Origin of the sequence: Acetomicrobium sp. S15 = DSM 107314, assembly GCF_016125955.1 — a bacterium.
In the GTDB taxonomy this organism is placed as follows: domain Bacteria; phylum Synergistota; class Synergistia; order Synergistales; family Thermosynergistaceae; genus Thermosynergistes; species Thermosynergistes pyruvativorans.
Window position 1 is genome coordinate 1 of sequence record NZ_JADEVE010000073.1, and the last position, 20,058, is coordinate 20,058.

Below are 20,058 nucleotides of genomic sequence, written 5' to 3' on the forward strand. Positions count from 1 at the left end.
CAGCTGCGAGTTCTGCGGGAGCTCGACAAGGCCTTGGCCTCCTACAGGATAGTCGCCCAGGAGCAAAGAGGGTTGGTGCCGAAGGATTGACCGAAAAGAAGTACGTGATATGTGATGCGTAAGAAACGTTAAAAATCGTGATGCGTGAAAGACTACAGAACACGATAAGCGATACGTTAGACACATAACGTATCGCTTATCGTGTGTTTTAGATGTCTACGTTTAAGAGTTTCTTAGCCAAAAGTCCTATGAGGAACGAAACGCCAGCTACGCCGAAAGCTATACCGATCATCTCTAAGAAAGCGGGCTTAAAGGCTTTTTCTCTCACTACAGAGACGAAGAACGTAAAAATCAAGATCACCAGGGCGCCGTTGCCCAGGCACCAGACGAGCGCCATATACGGGTTGTCCAGCAGGAAATAGGGCATGATTAAGAAGCAGACGGTGAACACATAGGCTATTCCCGTGTAAAGGGCGGCTTTGAGCGGATGTTGAGCCGATGGGTCCGATTTCTTGGAGAGGTACTCCGAGGCCGACATCGAAAGCGAGGCGGCTATGCCCGTTATTAGTCCAGCCAGACCTACTACATTGCTCTTGGCCAGTGCAAACGTTAAACCAGCGAGCGTACCGCTGAGTTCAACGAGTGCGTCGTTCAGGCCGAGGACCATCGACGATATGTAGCGGAGACGTTCCTCGTCGATGATCGAAAGCAACTCCCTTTCGTGCTCTTCTTCTTCCTTTTGTATCTCCTTGGCTTCGGGGATGAACTTAGCTAGCCTTTCATAAGCCGACTCGGCCTTCCTCTCTCCCTGTTCCATCAGGTTGGTGGCGAACGTTATGCCGAAGACGGTGGCGGCGAGGAGATAAAGGAAGACCTTTGCTCTGTCGGGCGACACATCCTGTTCAGTATAAAGACTCCATCGTTGGGCATGGCGCCTTTCGTCCTCGGCGATCCTTTGCAATACATCGGCATTTCTGCCCTTCGTCCGCCGCGCCAAGGCGGAGTAGACGTGATACTCTGTGATCTCATTCCGTTGCAGCGCGAGGATTTCTTCTTTCACTGTCGTGTAATCCTGCAAGTTAACGTCACCGCCATTCCTTCGCGAGACATTTTGCTTTTGTTTTTATATGTTAACATAATTTTTAGCAGCACATAAGAGGCAAAGCAACGCATGGTCTTTGTGAGGAATCCGTGGCCATATGGCATAACGACTTGTGTTAAAAAAGAGGGAGGGAGACGAATGCGCGCCGAAAGCATGGAGCTCAAAGGTTCTCTGGCATATGCCATCCACGCCGAGATCCAGGCCGAGGAGTTTTACAGAAATTGGGCAAATTCTGTTTCTCCTGTCACTACCGAGGAGGCTTTGCTCAAAACCGAGCTTGAGAAGTTGGCTGAGTGGGAAGAGGGCCATGCTAACCAGCTCAAAGAGCTGTACGAGAGGTCCTTTGGGCAGAAGTTCGTGCCTGATCCTGAAGTGGTCGTCGATCCAGCACTAAAGGTACGGGCGGATTGGTTTGGGGGCGGCGAAAAAAATCTCGTAGCTTTATCGGTCGCCTACGTTTCGGAGACGTCAGCCGCAGCTTTTTATGATAGGTTGGCGGAGCGCGTCGACGGCAAGTTGGTCGAGTTGTTTGAAGGCTTAGCCGATATGGAACGCGATCACGCAAAAACGATCCTTAAGCGCTACAGCGAGCTCAGGGAGATGATCGAGAGGGAAAGCATCTCCAGGATGTTGGGCGAAGGATAACAGAAAAATTGTCTTGTTAAGTGTTATTCGTTCGCCCTCAAATAAAATGGTTCTTGTAACAGGGCGAATGCGTTTTCGGCAGGCTTTTGGGCGGGACCGCTCCCATCTTGTGAAGCAGGTTCTGTGTCTATATAATGTTTTTCGAAGAGAAGGCGGATTGACAGTTCGACATCATGTTTAAAGGGAGTGAGGTCGGGTGAAGAGGGCTATTTGTATGATGATGGGCATCATGCTTATAGGAGTAATGATGTTGGTCGGCGTGGCAGAGGCTGAGAGCTTCAAGATGAAGCTGGCCAACGCGGGGCCTGCGGAGTCGTCGGACAGGACGGTCATAGCCGTCGATGTATTCAAAAATTATGTCGAAACGAAATCCCAGGGCAGGATAAAGATCGATGCCTTTCACGCCTCGCAGCTCGGCAGCGAGAAGGAAATCTTGGAAGGACTGAAGATGGGGACGATAGAGCTCGGAACGATCACCACTGGTCCGATTCCGACGCTTTTCAAACCTATCATGGTTTTCGACATCCCTTATCTCTTCCCCAGCGAGTATGTGGCTTGGCAAGTTTTGGACGGGCCCTTCGGGGATGAACTGATGGAAGCCATGAGGGTCCAAACGGGTGTGCGAAGCCTGGCGGTGAGCGAGAACGGCTATCGTCACTTCTTCACCGGGAAGAAGGCCATCCATTCCCCCGATGACATGAAGGGGTTGAAGCTGCGCACTATGGAAAACCCCGCCCACATGAAGCTCGTCGAAGCCTTGGGGGCGTCCCCGACTCCCATAGCCTTTGGGGAGCTGTATATGGCCCTCCAGCAAGGGGTCGTCGACGGGGCGGAGTGTCCTATCACGCTCATAAATAACATGAAGTTCTATGAGGTGCAGAAGCACGTAGTGCTCGACGGCCACCTCTATAATCCGTTGATCCTTTTCATAAATGACGGCCTGTGGAAAAAGCTCTCTCCAGAGCTCAGGCAGATCATGTATGAGGGAGCGCAGTTCTACAATATCACCCAGCGAGCTCTGACGCAGAGGCAGATTCAGACGGGGCTTGAGAATTTGAAGGCCAACGGTATGGAGGTTTATGTCCCCACACCTGAAGAAATGCGAGCCTTCAGGGATCTTTCGCAATCCGCAGTGCTTCCCTATGTTAAGGAGCAAGCGGGAGAGGAGTGGGTGGAAAAGATCATGAAGGCCGTCGAGGAAGCTGAAGAAAACCTTGCTTCGAGGGTGAAGTAGGTTTTGGACAGGCTCCTCCGTTCTTTGGACAGGTTTGCGACCATCTGCGTGATCTCGCTCATGGGGATCATGAGCGTCATCACCTTTGTGGCGGTGTTTTTTCGTTTTGTGATACACTCTCCGCTCACTTGGACGGAAGAAGTGGCGCGCTATATGATGGTGTGGGTGACGTTCATGGGAGCGGGGTTAGCCATGGGGAGGGGGAGGCATATAGGAGTGACCATGGTCCTTGACCTCCTCCCGCGGCGCCTGCGCATTATAGCGGATACCTTGGCCAGATATATCATGGCGGCTTTCTTCTGTGCCATGATATATTACGGCGCAAAATTTACGTTGAGCCTGAGGATGCAGATATCGCCAGCCATCGGCCTCCCCATGATATTTCCTTATATAGCGGTGCCGATAGGGTGCTTTTATATGCTCCTCCAGGTCTTGCTGCTCGGGCGCGGGAGGAATGACGGGGAAGCCTCCCGCGCGGCCGACTTGAACACGGAGTGTGAAGATCAATGACGTGGGTCATTCTAATCTCCTTCGTCGTGACGCTCGTATTTGGCGTACCGCTTGCCGTCGTCTTGGGCGCCACGGGGTTTACAACGCTCATCTTCATGGGCATTCCCTTAGAGGTGGTGGCGCAGCGCATGTTTACGGGGATAGACTCATTTCCTCTCATGGCGGTGCCGTTTTTCATATTGGCCGGCGACCTCATGAATAGAGGGGGCACTACGATCCGATTGATCAATTTCGCCAACAGCCTTGTGGGCCATATCAGGGGCGGGTTGGGCCACGCCAACGTGGTGGCCAACATGTTCATGGCTGGCATAAGCGGCTCATCCGTGGCGGATGCGTCGGCCATAGGTTCCATAATGATACCCGCCATGGAGAAAGCCGGATACGATCGTCCCTTTTCGGCAGCCCTGACGGCATCAGCGGCGACGATAGGTCCCATAATTCCGCCCAGCATCATCATGGTCATATACGGCGTATCGGTCGGGGTGTCCGTAGGGGGCCTTTTTGCCGCCGGCTTCATCCCAGGGGTAATGCTCGGCCTCGCCCTGATGCTCATCGTTTACAGGGAATCGCTAAAAAGAAACTACCCGAAGGAAGGGCACTTCTCCTTTGGTAGGATGCTCAAGAGCCTTTATGGGTCTTTTTGGGCGCTCCTCGCTCCGCTCATAATCTTGGGCGGCATATTGGGAGGGATTTTTACGCCCACGGAGGCCGCTGCCGTGGCTGTGGTCTATTCCTTTTTTGTCGGCAAGTTCGTCTTCCGCGAGATAAAGTGGCGTGACTTGCCCCGCATCTTGCTCGATAGCGGCATAACGACGGCTACTGTATTGTTCATCATATCAACGGCCAACGTCTTTGCTTGGGTCATAGCAGCCAACATGATACCTCTGCGCCTGGCGAACGTTTTTCTCTCTATAACAGATAATCCAGTCTTGTTTCTCTTGCTTGTGAACGTTTTTCTTCTCATCGTGGGCATGTTTATGGAATCGGGAGCAGCTATTATCCTGCTTGCCCCGATACTTGCGCCCATAGCGCATAGATTGGGCGTAGATCCGCTGCACTTTGGTTTCGTCATGGTTTTAAACTTGGCTATAGGCATGGCTACCCCGCCGGTAGGCGTGTGTCTCTTCGTCAGCTGTGGCATAACAGGGCTGTCGCTCGAGGTCATATCCAAAAATGCCATGAAATTTATAGGGGCGGAAATCGCGGTTCTGCTCGTCGTAACGTATATAGAACCGATATCGATGTGGCTCCCGAAGCTACTGGGCTTTTAGGGGTGAAGGACAGCAGGGCTTCGTTAACAGACTCGACGCGGTAGGTGGTAATCCGAGTCAGGGATCGCTATCGGGGCCTTTGGCGTTTGCAGGATGCTCAAGCTCAGAGATGGCCATCTGTTCAGGGGAAACGTCACAGTATGTTTTGAGAGGGATAGTTTCCAGGTCGAACGAAAGACCCTGCAATGCTTTCGAGCGCACAAGAGCTTCTACCGCCGTGCCTGAAATTTTCCCCTCTGATGCGCTTTTTTTCAGGCTTTCGGTCGCCTTTTCGTGGGGAAATCCCTTACGGTAAGGGCGGTCTTCCCTCATAGCAGCGTATATATCTGCCACTTGGAGGATGAGTGACAGGAGCGTCAGCTGATCGCCGCTCACCCCCCAAGGGTAGCCGCTGCCATCCAATCTCTCGTGGTGCGTGGCAGCTACGAAGGCGACGTCGTTTAATTTGTCGAAGTCTTTAAATAACAGATAAGAGAGATAGACATGTTGGCGCATCAATGTCCATTCCTCCGGCGTTAGAGAATGGGCCTTGTGCAGTATCGCGTTGGGCGTGGCGATCTTTCCCAGGTCGTGCATGAAGGCTGCGAGGCGCAGTGTTTTTATTTCCCGTTCGGTAAGCCCCATCTCTTTTCCCAGGAAAACGGCCGTCTGTACTACGTGAAGGGTATGTTTTTTGGTGAAGGGACTTTTGGCGTCTATTACTTGTGACAACGTCTCCATGAAGTGAGACAACTCATCCAGCGATAGAAAGACTACCTCGTCGGCGATGGAAAGGAGCTCTCTTTGCCACCAGTTGGGGTATGCCATGCTTGACCAGAGGTGATCCCTCTTTTCGAGGAGCTTCTGGAGCACGGAGACGGTATTAGGGTCCAACTCGCCGCTCGCGGCGAGGGAAGCGAGCATCTTTAGGATACGCTTTCTCGACAATGGGCCGTCCTCTTTGAGTAGAAACGCTCCCGCTAAGCGGTCACAGGCGTTCATGATGGCCGCAGCAGCTTTTTTCTCCTCTTCCAGATCCAGGTCTTTCAAGATCCTGTAAGGATGATGATGAAGCAGGATGAGCGGAGCGAGTTTCTCTAAAGTCGGCAATCGCCTTATCAGGTCGTAACCAGTTCTTGCATGACGCGGAATGCCCCCTCGCTGTGACAGCTCCTCCTGCAGTCCCTCCAGCGCGGAGATGCTTTCCCAGTAGTCGATTGCGGCTTCGTCTTCGTGATCTTCATGTGGTTCATCATCCCACCACGGATTGGACAGGAACATGCCCAAATCGTGGACGAGGCTTGCACGCACGAGGACCTTGACGGCTAGGCTTCCAAGCCCCATGTTTGTGGCCACCGCCCAGGAGAGGACGGCCACTCTCATATGGTGATCGTCTAAAGCTGGCACTAATCTCTCGAGTAGCTGAATAAATTGAAAAACCAGTCTCAACGGGGAAATTGCGGTGTCCGAAGGGTATGCTCGAACCTTCTCTTTCAAACGCCATCTCTCCCAACCCGTAGGGGATTTATTTGCATGTCAGCGTTGCGACGGTTATCTTGCCGGATTCGACTTCCAAACGGCAGCAGTTGTTCTTTGATTTTTAAGACGCGGATAGGGCTTTTATTCCGCGGGCCAGGAGCCTTTTCGGCATTTCCTTCGCGAGGCGAGAGATGATCTGGGCATGCCAGTCGAAGCTGAAAAACGGCGCCGACCGCTCCGCAACCTCATCGTTGAAGACGAGGTTCATCAGAGAGGCGATAGCCTCGTCGCTCAAATAGCGGGCGAACTGGCGCAGGCGCAGCCCGGCTTCGATTTCTTTCGAAAGCAACGCTCGCCACCTTTCGTCGTAAGCGGAGAGCCTCTCGGAGCTCACGTCGTTCTCTTCCAAGGCTTTGGTTAATACGTCTACCGCTATACTCGCGCAAAGCAGGCCGAAGTAAACGCCTCCCCCCGTGGTGGTCTTTACCTGCCCGGCGGCCTCTCCCACCACAATGACCCCGTTGGAAACGGTTCTTGGCAAGGAGCCCATCGGTATGGAGGCTATAACGGGCGTGGGCGCCCCCCTCAGGCGCGGTCTTATGCGAGAGTCCTCCAGAAATGAGAAAAAGCGCTCCCTTGGGCGGTCGTAAGATAGAAGTCCCACGCGGGCGCGTCCGGGTGATGCCGGCACAACCCAGGCGAATGAGCCCGGAGATATGACCCTACCTATATAGACCTCTACCTCTTCTGCGTCGGCAAAGGAAACATCGGCCTGAGCGCCCCAGATGAAGCGTTTTAAGCGCCCAAGGCCCAGCTTTGTCGTCAGGTTTGATCTTCCACCGCTGGCTATAATCACGCTCCTACTGCGAAAAACCTTCCCCCCTTGCATAGTTATTGTGCAGTCATTAGAGGAAGCGGAAATGGCAGACACTTTAGAACCTGTTTTAATTTGTGCGCCGCACCTGCGCGCAGAATCGGCCAAGAGGGCGTCGAAGTGCGGCCGATTTACGACGCGGGCCAATACGCGGTCGGCCGCATAGCGAGTGCTCGTTCCGAGAGGGCCAAAGACACAGAGGGAAGTTATCGAGCGCTCCACGGCCTCCTCCGGCAGACGGAAACGCCTGAAAGCTTCATCGCCTATTAGGCCGGTGCAGCGAGCTGGCAAGCCAATTTTTTCGTGCTCTTCGACTACGAGGGTGCGAAAACCCTTCTCAGCGAGGAACCGAGCCGCAAAACAGCCGACCGGCCCACCGCCTACAACGATTACGTCGTAGATCAAGGCGCCATCCCCCTTCGCTAAGTTGGCTTAGCGCTGGATTTTCGGAAGCGCAGGTAACTTTTAAGTTGAGCCATTTTTGCGGCGCGCTCGGGGTCGTTGGATGCATTGTGGAGAAATTCGAGGAAGAAGGCCAAAAAGATCGAGAGGAATAGTCCCAATACCCCGGCTATAGCCACCATGAGCCTGCGCTTGGGCTTGTATTTGAGCTCCGGCGGCACGGCAGGGTCCACGACTTGAACCACCATCGCCTCTTGAGCTTCAGCCATTTTAGCTTGTTCATACTGATTCAATATCATTCTGTTGAGCGTTTCATAGAAAGACACGTCTCGTAACTTTCGCAGGTACTCGATGCTCGCCTGGGGAAGCTCTTTCAGAGATATCGCGCTCAAGTTTTCCTTGCTATTTTCTGCTTGAGTTTCAAGCTTTTTTAATTGGCTTCTGAGTCCTTCTAACTCTGCTTGAAGTCGTTGAATCTCTGGGTTTTGAGTAGTAGCAAAACTTCGAAGGGCTGTAAGGCGTATCTCCCGTGAACGGATCTCTGCTTGGAGATTTGCTATGGCGCTCATAAGGCTCGAGGCTTGAGCAGGAGCGCTCAGGATACCGGTTTCCTCCTGATATCTTTTTAGGTCTTCCTCGGCCTGAATTAAAGAAAGTTGAATCTCCTTGAGTTGTCCCTCTAAAAACAGGCGCTGCTGTGCAGCAACTGTTATGGCTAAGTCCTGCATGAGACGCTGCAGTTCCTCCACGGCGGCGTTTGCTATTGTTGCGGCAAGCTTGGGATCTTTGTCTTCAACGGAGACAGTTATAAGGCCCGTTTTAGAGTCCACTTGGGCCGAAAGGGCGTTTGATAGTGTGTCCCTTGCTTCCTGGCGTTTTTCGACCTCGTAGTAAGAAAGGAGATCAAATTTATCGATCAATGTATCCATGATGGTCCGGCTATTTATTATCCCTACCATCATGTTGCTAGGTGTAGGTGCCATTCCCATGGCGCCCCTTGCAAAATCAGGAATATTTACAATGCTGGCAGAAATGCCTGCCTTAGAAAGGGGCGGGACGAGGCGCGTCTCGGCTCTGTATATAGGAGTCATGATGAGGCTTATGACGCCGGTTACAAACGCCACACCCAGCGTGAGCAAGAGTATCAGGCGCTTATGTTTAGCCAGCACCAGAACCAAGTCGAGCAGGTCGATTTCATCTTCTTCATATTCATATGCATATGGCGGAGCGTATGCGTCGGCCGTATGCGTCGGCCGTGTCTTGGAGGCCGCTCCCACAGCGACCTCGTGACCAGCCCCTCCTGAAGCGGCGTCGTCATTTGTTGAGTTGGGATGATGTTCTTCAGCCAATCAATTCACCTCTTATCCCCTCTATTACACATATAATCAAGTAGTATAATTGCTTTAATCGTCAAGGGCGTCCACGACGACAGCGGCGCTTATGGCGACCTTGTACACCATGTCTATAATGTGTGCGGTATCGCGCATACGGCTTGTGACTTGAATTTTTTCAGGCACTACCACCGTGTCACCCTCTTCCAAATGCGGCGGCTTTTTCAGGTTGCCCACTCGGACGGCGCTGCCGTCGGCCCTTAGGAGATACACGCGCCCTCTGTCAGCATTTACGCCGTAACCGCCCGCCTTCTGGATGTAGTAACTGTGGTAACGGTAAGGTTCAAACACAAAGGAGGTCTCATTCAACACCGAGCCAACGACCTGCACGGTCTGAGGTTTTTTGGGGATGTGAAGGCGGTCGCCCTCCTCAAGCTCTATGTCGAAGGGCGTGCGCTTTAAAAGCTCAGGCGGGTCCTCAAGGCGCACGACCACGCGCCCCGTAGCCTTGGTCTTACGGAGCGTATCTAAGAGCCTCCTTTTTTGCTGGGTCCCCCTTTCGACAATCTGGGATTCTTCCGCGGTAAAAGAGGTGGCTGCAGCGGTTGTGCTTACGCTGTAAAGCTCCTTTTCAAGGCGATCGACCATCTCGTCGATGCTCTTCTGCTGTTCTTGTCTTACACTTTCTCTTAAGAAAATAGCCCCTTTTAGGTAGGCCTTGTCTGTGTAACCGCCGGCCCGCTCAATAAGGGAAGACAATGTCTCTCCCTTTCGGACGGTGTATGTGCCGGGATATTTCACCTCACCCGTCACGGTTACAGTGCGGTATAAAGCCCACTCTGGCACGGTCCTGACGAAGAGGTAGTCGTTGGCCTGAAGAACGATGTCATGAGACGGATCTTTCTGAAGCGCCTTTTCTAGATTTATGAGAATCCGCTCGGTGATCGGGCCTTCCTGGGTGACGCGTACCCTTGTCAATTCCGCCTGATTGGAGGCTATGTAGAGCAATCCACCGGCTCGCCCCAATATATCGCTTACCCTAGTCACATTGGGCGTTATGGCAAACTCGCCGGGCTTTGCCACAGCACCTGACACGCGCACCACTTGCCGTAGCAACGGTACCGTATATACCCTAACAAAATCTCCATCTTGTAGGACATAATTTTTAAGCGGTTCCCTTTCTAAGTTTATCAAATCGCCCTCAAAGGCGGTGCGGTACATTTTGTTTTCTACTCTCACGATTTGCACCCGCCCTTGGAAAGCGGTACTGGTGAGACCTCCTGCCAATTCGATGAGGTCGTGTAGCCTGGTGTTGGGAGCGACCTCATAATAAGCAGGGCGTAATACGTTGCCCGAGATCCCCACCACTGTACCAACCCTGGGGATAAAGATGACATCTTCAGGCATAAGGCGTACATCCTTGGTCTTATCTCCCTTGAGGAGAAAGTCGTAGAGGTCGAAATGCGTGATGGTTTTATCTCCTCTCTTCACCTGGATATCACGCAGCGTGCCAGTATATGACGGCCCGCCAGACGCTACCAAGGCATTGATCAGCGTGGAAAGGGAAGAGATAGAGTAAGTCCCCGGACGCCGCGCCTCGCCCACCACATATACGGTGATAGAGCGTAGACGCCCCATTGTGACGTTGATCTCGAAGTTTGTGTAGTAACGACTGTAGGCTTTTTCTATAGCATCTTGAAGTTGAGCAAATGTAAGGCCAGCGGCGCCGATGACGCCGGCGCGTGGCAAGCGCAAATTTCCATCTCGGTCGATGACGATACTCCATTGCCCTTCCACCATCCCCCAAATGGTTATGCGTACTTCATCGCCAGGGCCCATGACGTAGTCAGGCCCTACCGGTATCTGATCTATCGGGGCGAACGTGGACGGAGGCCTCCTGAACAAATCGTAGCCAAACCGGCCTAAGCGACCAGCTCTCTCCGGGAGTGCGCCAGTCTTGGCCTCCTCCTCTTCTGTAGGCGGAGGTGCTATTTCGGGAGGCGTCTCTTCCTCGCCCAATTGGGTGGGGAAGATATCCTCAGGCCCTATTTCAACGTCCGAAACCCCTTCAGATGGTCCACCTTCCTGGCCAGCTGGGATTTCAAAGCCAGGGTAGGCCCCTTCTCCAGGAGCACCGCCAGCGGGGGCTTCGGGAGCAGCCCCTGCGCCTGAAGCCCCAGAACCGCCAGGAGCCTGCGATGGTCCTGTTTGAGCCAATGCAGTTTGACTTAAAAAAGATAGCAAAATGATGACGACTAACATACGAAACTGAAAAGACTTCTTCACACCTATTCCTCCCTCGCCACATAAAGACTTTGCGTCGGTGCTCAAATTCACTATCCTTTAAGACAAAGAAGACACGATTAAACATAATCAAACGGCATCATAAACACAAGAACACGCATCCTAATGCCACCTATTATTCCGCATTCGCCAATGGCAAGTCAAGCGTAATTCCGATGCTGCCGTTACAAAATCATGTAAGCGGCACAGGCTTTGGAGTCGTGCCTCAGGTTTTGTGTCACATCTTTCCCTCGTCACCTCCGCCTTGCTGCTCGAGACTGGCCGCTTTTTGAGTTGACCGTATCTGTGGCATGGGATAAAATGTAAAAGCTAAATCAGTACCATATCTTAGGGAGGAGGGATAGAAATGGGCAAATATTTGAAAGTTGTGGGAGTTTTGAGTGCGATCTTGCTTTTGGGGTTCAGCGCGGCTTCTGCCGCGGATGTGGTGCAGCTCACGCTGGCTACCGGCGGGACAGCAGGTACATACTATCCTTTGGGCGGTGCCATAGGGCAGATAATAAGCCAGAAAACGGGCGTGGTTAATATCACCGCTCAGGCCACAGGCGCCTCTGTGGAGAACATGAACCTCCTCGCCGCAGGCGACGTGGACCTGGCGTTAGTTCAGAACGACATAGCAGATTATGCCTGGAACGGCACAGAGTTCTTCAAGAAGCCTATAAAGAACTTCCGTGCCATAGCTCGCCTTTACCCTGAACATATCCAGGTGGTGACCTATGCCGATAGTCCCATCAACTCCATAGCGGACTTCAAGGGGCGCAAGATCTCTGTCGGCGCTCCTGGCAGCGGCAACGAAGCCAACGCAAGGCAAATTTTTGAGGTCTATGGCGTTACCTACAAAGATATTCAACCATTTTTTCTCTCTTATGCAGAAACGGCTGACCATTTCAAGGATAGGATGATAGATGCCTTCCAGTTTACGACCGGCGCGCCCAACTCCGCTATTCAGGACATCTGCTCGCTCATAAAGATAAAGTTTATCGAAATTAAGGGCGAAAAACGCGAAGAACTGATGAAGAAATATCCCTTCTTTGCCAAAGAAGTGATAAAGGCCGGCACATATCAGGGGCAGACTGAAGATGTAGAAACTGTGGCCGTCCAGGCCATCCTCGTGGTGAGGGAAGATCTGCCCGAAGACGTCGTTTATAATGTCACTAAGGGGCTCTTTGAGAACCTGAACGAAATAAGGCAGGCTCACTATAAGGCCAACGATACTACGCTCGAGAGGGCGACCGAAGCCATAACCGTCCCCTTCCATCCAGGGGCCATCAAATATTACAAAGAGGCGGGCATCTGGAAGGAGTAACAAACCTGCCATCGACGTCTAAACTGTTGGGGGGAGGTTGTTAAATCTCCCCCCAATTTTTTTACATCTGACTTATAATAAGAGCGAGATAACCGCAGAATAGCTCGTCATTTTAAGGAGGTTGCGACATGGACAAAGGAGGCTCAATCGGCATATTCGATTCAGGTTTGGGAGGCTTGACCGTAGCGAGGCAGGTTATGAAGGTCCTGCCTAAAGAGAATATCGTATATTTCGGCGATAACGGTAGGGTTCCCTACGGGGAAAGGCCGAGAGAGGTCATTATCGATTTTTCCAAGCAGATCTCCCGCTTTCTTATTAAAAAGGGAGCCAAAATGATCATCATTGCCTGCAACACCGCCACTGCAGCCGCATTGGATGCGTTGAAAGAGGAATTCGATCTGCCCATAATCGGCGTTATAAGCGCAGGTGCCAGGATGGCCGTCAGCGCCACAAAGAACGGGAAAATCGGCGTGATAGGGACTACGTATACGATAAAGAGCGAAGCCTATCATAAAAAGATCAAAGAGCTGCGCCACGATGTGGAAGTCTACGGCTCGCCGTGCCCCAAGTTTACTCCTTTGATAGAGGGCGGCAAGCAAGATTCGCGGGAGCTCATTGAGGCAGCCCAAGAGTATCTCGCTCCATTGAAGGAAAAGGGTGTAGACGTATTGGTGTTGGGGTGCACTCACTATCCTATTGTGGCAAAGCACCTGCAGAAGATCATGGGAGAGGGCGTGACGTTGGTAGACCCGGCCATAGCGACAGCCGAAGAGGCAAAGGCTTTGCTCGATGAAAGGGGCGGCCACAACGAAGGTAACCTGTCGCCGACATATCTCTTCTATACGACTGGCGATGCCTCGACGTTCGCAAATTTCGCGAAACAGATCGTAGGGCTCGGGGAAGTGGACGTCACGCACGTTCCCGTTTCGGAGCTTGAAAGGAGCTAACGAAGTTTCATGAAGGTGCTCTTTGCCGACAGATCTTTTGAAAGGTTGCTCGACGTCCTCTGTCCGATATTTCAAGGCCACGACATCCGCGCGGCCAGTGTAAAGGAAGACGACGGTGCGCTTTCCTGGGCCGAGGTGCTGGTGGTGGGGCCGCCGATTCCGGTCGATGACTCGATCCTCGATCGCGCGCCTGAACTCAAGCTGGTTCACCAGTGGGGCGTGGGCACCGAGGCCATTGATGTGGAAGCGTGCACCCGCAGGGGTTTACCGGTCTGCAACGTTCCATCCAGAGGCACTGGGAATGCCGAAGGCGTAGCCGAAATAGCCCTCCTCCACATGCTCCTCTTGGCCAAGCGCTACTACAGATGCTGCGAAAACATCAAAAAGCGGCGCGCCTTCGCCCCAAGGGGTATGACGCTATGGGGCAAAAAGGCCTGCGTCGTCGGCCTCGGTGGCGTCGGCCTCGCGATAGCCGAGCGCTTGTCCGGCCTGGGAATGTCCGTAGTGGGGGTGAACCGCACACTGAGACCCGAGCTCGAAGGGTTCGGGTTTGAATCCCTCTATCGCTTAACCCAGCTGAAAGAGGCTGTGAAGGGGTGTCATTTTGTGATCCTCGCTCTGTCTCTGACGCCTGAGACAGAGGGCATCATAGACGAGGATGTGCTGTCTTCTATGGAGCGGTATTCCTTTTTGATCAACGTGGCTAGGGCAGACTTGGTGCGGCGATCTGCGCTGGAAAAGGCCCTCGACGAAGGGTGGATAGCAGGGGCCGGCCTCGATGTCTTTTGGGATGAACCGGTTTCGCCGGACGATCCTTTCCTGAATAAGCAAAACGTGACTTTAACCCCTCATGTGGGAGGTACAAACGATGCCGCCCAAGAGAAGATCCCAGCCTTTATTGCGGAGAACGTCAATCGCTTAGAGCGCGGCGAACCGTTGAAGTCTTGCCTGAATTGCGGGAAGCTCATCCGGGGCTGGGATCGAGAGCGTTCGTCTGCGGAGACAGGGTAAATGTGCATTGCTAAGGGAGTGCTGTTTGATTTCGACATGACGTTGGTCGACAGCAGTTGGGGAATAACCAGGGCTATGAACGCGTTGGCGAGGGTCGTGGGTCTTCCGCGAGTGTCGCGGAGGAGGGTATTGCGCACCATAGGCCTTCCCCTCGAGCGGGCCTGGTTTGAGCTTTGGGGGCGCATGGAATCTGAATGGGCGAACATCTATAGGGAGCGGTTCGTGAATGTGGAGTCCAAGTGTTTAAAACCGTTGCCGGGGGTCATCGCGACCTTGGAGGAGCTGATGACAGCCGGCTTGAAATTGGGAGTGGTCACCAACAGACGTTTTGCTTCCAAGGTCGTATCGCTCACAGGGCTTGACCGTTATTTTGTCGCAGTTATCGGGCTTGAGCGCGTGAATAACCCCAAACCCCACCCGGAGGCATTGGAAGAGGGCTTAAGATGCCTGGGATTGACCTCGGAAGAGGTGGCCTTCGTAGGGGACTCCGAGATCGACATGGAGACTGCCAGGAGGGCCAACATTCGTGGCATCGGAGTGACCACCGGCGCCTTCGACGCCGAAGCCTTATTGAAGGCCGGAGCCTGGCGCGTCATAAACGACTTGAGCGAGCTCCCTTGCATATTGAAGCTTGACTCGTGCGGGCATGTATTGGAACAGGATCGGGGGTGAAGAGGGTTTGAGCGAGTTGCCGCGCCCTTCGTTCACGGATAATGCCATTCGCATATTGGAGCGCCGTTATCTGCGCAAGGACTCTCAAGGAAGAGTTTGCGAGACGCCCGAAGAGATGCTGTGGCGCGTCGCTCGGGCGGTAGCCTCTGCAGAAGAGAAGTGGAGTGAGAATCCAGCACGGTGGGAAGCGAGCTTTTATGAGATGATGGCGCGCTTGGATTTCCTCCCCAACTCTCCGACTCTGATGAATGCCGGCACCGGTGTGGGTCAGCTTTCGGCGTGTTTCGTACTGCCAGTGGGGGACAGCATGGAGGAGATATTTGACGCCCTCAAATACACGGCGTTGATACACAAATCGGGTGGAGGAACCGGGTTTAATTTTTCATCTCTGCGCCCTGCGGGCGACGTGGTAAGGAGCACTATGGGAGTTGCGTCAGGGCCGGTTTCTTTTATGGAGCTTTTTGACCATACTACTGAAGTGGTAAAACAAGGCGGAATGAGGCGCGGTGCCAACATGGGCATCCTGAACTGCAATCACCCCGACATCGAGCGCTTCATCTCGGCCAAGTCTGAGGAGGGTCGCCTTTCCAACTTCAACATCTCTGTGGGTGCCACCGATACCTTCATAGAGGCGATAAAAAAGGGAGACCTCTTGGCGTTGATTAACCCCCGCACCGGGAGCGAGATCTCTAAAATCTCGGCGAGAGATCTCTTTGAGGAAATAGCTGGGGCAGCGTGGATGAGCGGCGATCCGGGCATGATCTTTCTCGACAAACTCGAGGCCACGAATCCCACGCCCCACCTCGGCCGCATCGACGCGACCAACCCCTGCGTGCCGGCCGATACCTTTGTCATGACCGATGCAGGCCCTCGTCTCGTCAAGGACCTTATCGGCAAAAGGGCCACCCTCATCGTCGACGGAAAACCCTTCGACACCACTGAGGCGGGTTTCTTTAAGACGGGAGTCAGGCCATTGTTGTCTATCAGGACGAAGGAAGGCTACTCCTTCCGCGCCACAGCGGAGCACCCCGTTTTACGGGTCACAAAGAAGACACGACACACCCTGCAAAAGGAATGGACCGTCGTCTCCTACCTCAAGCCCGGCGACGAGATTATGTTGCACGATCACAGGGAACTTGTCGGCTGGAAAGGCCTCTACGGAGAAAAAGAAGGCTACCTGATGGGGCTTCTGGTGGGCGACGGAACGCTCAAGTCGGACGAAGCGGTCCTTTCCGTGTGGTCTTACGGGAAAGCCTGTGGTGACGAAACAAATGGCATCATGGAGAGGGCTTTTGAGGTTGCGGAAGCGATGCCCCACAGGAGCGATTTCCGGGGCTGGTGGAAGGTTTCGGGAAGAGACGAATATCGCGTGAGTCTCGCGGCGCTGCGGGAACTCGCATTTTCATTGGGCATGAAGCCCGGCGAAAAGACCGTTACGCCTCATCTGGAAACCATGACTTCCTCGCAGTTTGCCCGTGGTTTCCTCCAGGGCTTCTTTGACTCCGACGGTTCCATTCAAAGCTCACAGGAAAAAGGCATCTCCATCCGTTTAGCCCAAAGCGATGTGGAACAGCTTGAAGCCGTGCAGAGGATGCTCGCCCGTTTCGGCATTGTTAGCGTTATCTATAAAAACAGGCGGTCCTCGAAAATCACATCCCTTCCCAATGGGAAAAACGGAGCCGATTCCTATAAAACCAGGCCGCAGCATGAACTGGTCATCTCCCGGGATAACGTGCGCCTCTTCGCCGAACGGGTCGGTTTCTGCGACAGCGCGAAGAGCACGAAGCTCTCTTTGTGTTTGTCCTCTTACAGGAGGACTCTCAACAGCGAACGCTTCACGGCTACTGTAGAATCCATTTCAAGCGCGGGAACGGAGGACGTCTATGACGTCCAGGTGCCGGGCGCAAACGCCTTCGATGCCAACGGCGTCGTGGTCCACAACTGTGGCGAGCAACCGCTTCTGCCATACGAAAGTTGTAATTTGGGATCTATTAATCTTGTAAATATGTTAGATGAAAAGGGCAGCATCGATTGGGATAGGCTGCTTGCGACGACCAGACTTGCCGTGCGCTTCCTTGACAACGTCATCGAGATCAACAATTTTATCATCCCTCAGATAAAAGATGCCACATTGGGCAACCGGAAGATAGGTCTCGGTGTAATGGGATGGGCAGACCTGCTCTTCAAGCTTGGCATTCCCTACGATAGCGACGAGGCTCTTGATCTGGCGCGCAAGGTGATGTCGTTCATTCAAAAGGCCGGTCACGACGAGAGCTCTAAGCTCGCCGCATCGAGAGGTCCTTTCCCCAATTGGAAGGGAAGCAGGTGGGAAGAAAGAGGTTTGTCTATGAGGAATGCCACCGTGACGACGATCGCTCCCACCGGCACCATTTCGCTCATAGCTGAGTGTTCGAGCGGGATCGAACCGGTCTTCGCTTTGGTGCACCGCCGTAAGGCCTTCGGGGGTTCAGACGTCTTAACTTACACAAATGACATTTTGATGGAAGCCTTGCGCAAAAACGGACTCGCTGACACGAAAGTGATCGAGGCCATCATGGAAAAGGGATCTTTGAAAGAAATCGATTTGCCAGAAGAGATCAAGAGGGTCTTCGTGGTGGCTCATGACATCCAATTTGAATGGCATGTGAGGATGCAAGCTGCCTTTCAGGAATTCACCGACAACGCTGTGAGCAAGACGATAAACATGCCTCGCGAAGCCACCGTAGACGATGTGAAAAAGGCCTATTTTTTGGCTTATGAGCTCGGGTGCAGGGGTATTACCATCTTCAGGGATGGGTGTAAGGAGGACCAAGTACTCCACGTCGGCGCCCGTGCCGAAAAGAAGAAAACCGCAGCGGAAGAGACGATTGAAACCGGAGAATATGTGAAGCCGAAGAAAAGGCCAGCGATTTTGTCCGGCAAAACGACGAAGATCGGGACGAGCTTCGGCAAACTCTATCTCACGGTCAACTTCCTCGACGGCAAACCTTTTGAGGTCTTCGCTACGCTCGGCAAGTCGGGCAGAGATACGCAGGCTCATACAGAGGCTTTGGGCAGGTTGATCTCTTTGGCCTTGAGGAGTGGCGTGCCCGTCGATGACATTATAAGACAACTCAAGGGCATAGGCGGTGGCACGCCCTTTTTGGAGGACAATGACCTCATTTTGAGCCTTCCGGATGCGATTGCGCGCGGTCTCGAGAGGGCTTTGGGGAGATCCGTAGAAGTCAAGGGCAGCGGCGATATGTGCCCTGTCTGTGGCGCTCCAGTAGTGTATTCTGAAGGGTGTGAGCGATGCACTGTTTGCGACTACTCGCGCTGCAGTTGAAGTGAATAAAAGACGCACTTCGTTTGTCCATGAGAGAGAGACGCGGCTTCGGTTTGGTTTATTTGTTTGCAGTGGTGCTCGTTATGCTCGTTGCGCTATCTGCCTATATAGCATGGTGGTTTCACTATCGAGAGGTTAACCCTAAAGTCGTGGCAGCGATTCCCACTGTTTACGCAGAGGAAATTCTTTCTGAGGGGTGGCTTTTGTGGCACGAAGAGATATTGGCGACGCCGTATGCGGGTAAAATCATTTATTCAAGGCCTCGCGAAGCTCATCGTGTCTCCAAGGGAGAGACGGTGGCAGTTATCGATGCCGGCAGAGAGCGCGTTCGTCTCGCCTCACACAGGGCTGGGTACTTTGTGCCAGGGTTGGATGGTGCGGAGGGGGCGTGGCGATTTTCCGAGATATGGCTTGGCTCCGGGTCGCCGAAGATTAAGACAGCTTTTAATTGGTTTGAAAATGGTCGCGCGCTCAAGCGCGGCGATCCCATAGGCAAGGTCGTACCAATGCCGCAAAACTTGCGTTGTGTGGCCTTTATCGCGGCTACTCCCGATGTGCGGAGAACCATTGAATCCGGACGCCTGTCCATCAAGCTGAGACGTGAGGGGTTGCCGCTTTCAACGGAGGTTTTGGCCAGTGAGGAGCTCGTGGGAGTGTATAAAGTCTATCTCTCCCTCTCCCCTTATTTCCCGCCATCCGTCTTGACGTCCCGAAAACTTTCCTTCTATGTTTTTGTGGGGGAGCGCTCCGGGGTCGAGGTTCCCGAAAGCTCCGTCGTGATGAGAAATGGAAGACAAGGGGTTTGGGTCGTCGAGAGCGGCGTTACGACCTTTAGAAGTGTTCATGGGATGCCCGTCTCCTCGGGTCGCTTCGTGGTTACGGAAGGCTTGAAGGCCGGAGAGATAGTTATCGAGGAGGGCAACAAGGCGAAAGAGGGGGGGCGAGTCCTTCTTTGGTAGGTTTAGTTGCAGACATGAAAGATCGGGTGAACGCCGTGCGCGAACGCATAGCCTTGGCTGCGCAAAAAGCAGGGCGCAAGCCTCATGAGGTTCGCCTCGTGGCCGTCTCAAAGGGTCGAAGCGTGGAGGAGATGATCGAAGTTGTGCGCGCCGGCGTGGATGCGATAGGCGAAAACCGCGTTCAGGAGGCTGCGCAAAAGCGCGCCCTTTGGCCGGCGTCTATGGCGGTTCCGTGGCACATGGTCGGGCACTTGCAGCGGAACAAGGCCTCAAAGGCGCTCGATCTCTTCGATATCATTCAAAGCGTGGACAGCATTCCCCTTGCGTATGTGCTTTCGTGCCTGGCCGCTCGGAGGGGAAAGATCCTCCCGATCCTCCTCGAGGTCAACGCTTCGCGCGAAGGGTCTAAATACGGATTTCCGCCTGAAGAGGCAGTAAATGCCGCGGAAGCTATCGCCGAGCTTTCAAATCTCAGCCTGCTCGGGTTGATGACCATAGGACCGCTTACGGACGATCGGGTGCAAGTGCGCAGCGCTTTCGAGCTTTTGCGCGAGTTGAGGGATAAAATAAACGAGACGCTTAAGTTGAATTTAAGCGAGCTTTCCATGGGTATGAGCGACGACTTCGAGATGGCCGTGGAAGAGGGAAGCACTATGGTGCGGATAGGACGCGCCATATTCGACCTCAAAAGGCCCTTTGAGGGGTGA

At 53.4% G+C, this 20,058-nt stretch carries 16 protein-coding genes; 11 read left to right on the forward strand and 5 right to left on the reverse strand.

Annotated elements, in window-relative coordinates:
• Positions 1-208 precede the first annotated feature (208 nt).
• Complete coding sequence (locus EZM41_RS01325; protein ID WP_342449194.1) at positions 209-1,060, reverse strand: VIT1/CCC1 transporter family protein; 852 nt, start codon at positions 1,058-1,060, stop codon at positions 209-211.
• Between the two features lie 180 nt (positions 1,061-1,240).
• Here EZM41_RS01325 and EZM41_RS01330 point away from each other — a divergent pair, with 180 nt between their 5' ends.
• The 4 genes from EZM41_RS01330 to EZM41_RS01345 all read left to right on the forward strand — a co-directional run bounded on the left by EZM41_RS01330 (position 1,241) and on the right by EZM41_RS01345 (position 4,762).
• Positions 1,241-1,747, forward strand: coding sequence for a ferritin family protein (locus EZM41_RS01330; RefSeq protein WP_198468638.1), 507 nt, complete (start codon positions 1,241-1,243; stop codon positions 1,745-1,747).
• 196 nt (positions 1,748-1,943) lie between these two features.
• Positions 1,944-2,981: a TRAP transporter substrate-binding protein gene (locus tag EZM41_RS01335; RefSeq protein WP_342449195.1), complete on the forward strand. Its 1,038-nt coding sequence runs from the start codon at positions 1,944-1,946 to the stop codon at positions 2,979-2,981.
• 3 nt (positions 2,982-2,984) lie between these two features.
• The gene (locus tag EZM41_RS01340; protein ID WP_198468640.1) at positions 2,985-3,491 is read left to right on the forward strand and encodes a TRAP transporter small permease; all 507 of its coding nucleotides are present in this window, start codon (positions 2,985-2,987) and stop codon (positions 3,489-3,491) included.
• The gene (locus tag EZM41_RS01345; protein ID WP_198468642.1) at positions 3,488-4,762 is read left to right on the forward strand and encodes a TRAP transporter large permease; all 1,275 of its coding nucleotides are present in this window, start codon (positions 3,488-3,490) and stop codon (positions 4,760-4,762) included. Before EZM41_RS01340 ends, EZM41_RS01345 begins: the two co-directional genes overlap by 4 nt.
• A 57-nt stretch (positions 4,763-4,819) precedes the next feature.
• Here EZM41_RS01345 and EZM41_RS01350 read toward each other — a convergent pair whose 3' ends face one another.
• The 4 genes from EZM41_RS01350 to EZM41_RS01365 form a co-directional block, all read right to left on the reverse strand.
• Positions 4,820-6,238, reverse strand: a complete 1,419-nt coding sequence (locus EZM41_RS01350) for an HD-GYP domain-containing protein (protein ID WP_198468644.1) — start codon at positions 6,236-6,238, stop codon at positions 4,820-4,822.
• 103 nt (positions 6,239-6,341) lie between these two features.
• Complete coding sequence (locus EZM41_RS01355; protein ID WP_198468646.1) at positions 6,342-7,499, reverse strand: NAD(P)/FAD-dependent oxidoreductase; 1,158 nt, start codon at positions 7,497-7,499, stop codon at positions 6,342-6,344.
• Positions 7,500-7,516: 17 nt separating this feature from the next.
• Positions 7,517-8,845, reverse strand: a complete 1,329-nt coding sequence (locus tag EZM41_RS01360; protein WP_198468648.1) for a GumC family protein — start codon at positions 8,843-8,845, stop codon at positions 7,517-7,519.
• Between the two features lie 54 nt (positions 8,846-8,899).
• A complete protein-coding gene (locus EZM41_RS01365) occupies positions 8,900-11,113 on the reverse strand; it encodes an SLBB domain-containing protein (protein ID WP_342449196.1) in 2,214 nt (737 codons plus the stop codon).
• Positions 11,114-11,477: 364 nt separating this feature from the next.
• On the opposite strand from EZM41_RS01365, the gene EZM41_RS01370 reads away from it, so the two are divergent.
• The 7 genes from EZM41_RS01370 (at position 11,478) to EZM41_RS01400 (ending at position 20,058) form a co-directional block, all read left to right on the forward strand.
• Positions 11,478-12,437 (forward strand): TAXI family TRAP transporter solute-binding subunit, encoded by a 960-nt coding sequence (locus EZM41_RS01370; protein ID WP_198468650.1) that lies wholly within the window; start codon positions 11,478-11,480, stop codon positions 12,435-12,437.
• 128 nt (positions 12,438-12,565) lie between these two features.
• Complete coding sequence (murI, locus tag EZM41_RS01375) at positions 12,566-13,384, forward strand: glutamate racemase (protein WP_198468652.1); 819 nt, start codon at positions 12,566-12,568, stop codon at positions 13,382-13,384.
• A 9-nt stretch (positions 13,385-13,393) separates the two neighbouring features.
• Positions 13,394-14,395 (forward strand): 2-hydroxyacid dehydrogenase, encoded by a 1,002-nt coding sequence (locus EZM41_RS01380; protein ID WP_198468654.1) that lies wholly within the window; start codon positions 13,394-13,396, stop codon positions 14,393-14,395.
• Positions 14,396-15,067, forward strand: coding sequence for an HAD family hydrolase (locus tag EZM41_RS01385; RefSeq protein WP_198468655.1), 672 nt, complete (start codon positions 14,396-14,398; stop codon positions 15,065-15,067).
• Between the two features lie 7 nt (positions 15,068-15,074).
• Entirely contained in the window at positions 15,075-18,392 is a 3,318-nt protein-coding gene (locus EZM41_RS01390) for a ribonucleotide reductase N-terminal alpha domain-containing protein (protein WP_342449197.1), read from the forward strand.
• 23 nt (positions 18,393-18,415) lie between these two features.
• On the forward strand, positions 18,416-19,351 hold the full coding sequence (locus tag EZM41_RS01395) for a hypothetical protein (RefSeq protein ID WP_198468659.1): 936 nt from the start codon (positions 18,416-18,418) through the stop codon (positions 19,349-19,351).
• Positions 19,345-20,058: a YggS family pyridoxal phosphate-dependent enzyme gene (locus EZM41_RS01400; RefSeq protein ID WP_232618917.1), complete on the forward strand. Its 714-nt coding sequence runs from the start codon at positions 19,345-19,347 to the stop codon at positions 20,056-20,058. Before EZM41_RS01395 ends, EZM41_RS01400 begins: the two co-directional genes overlap by 7 nt.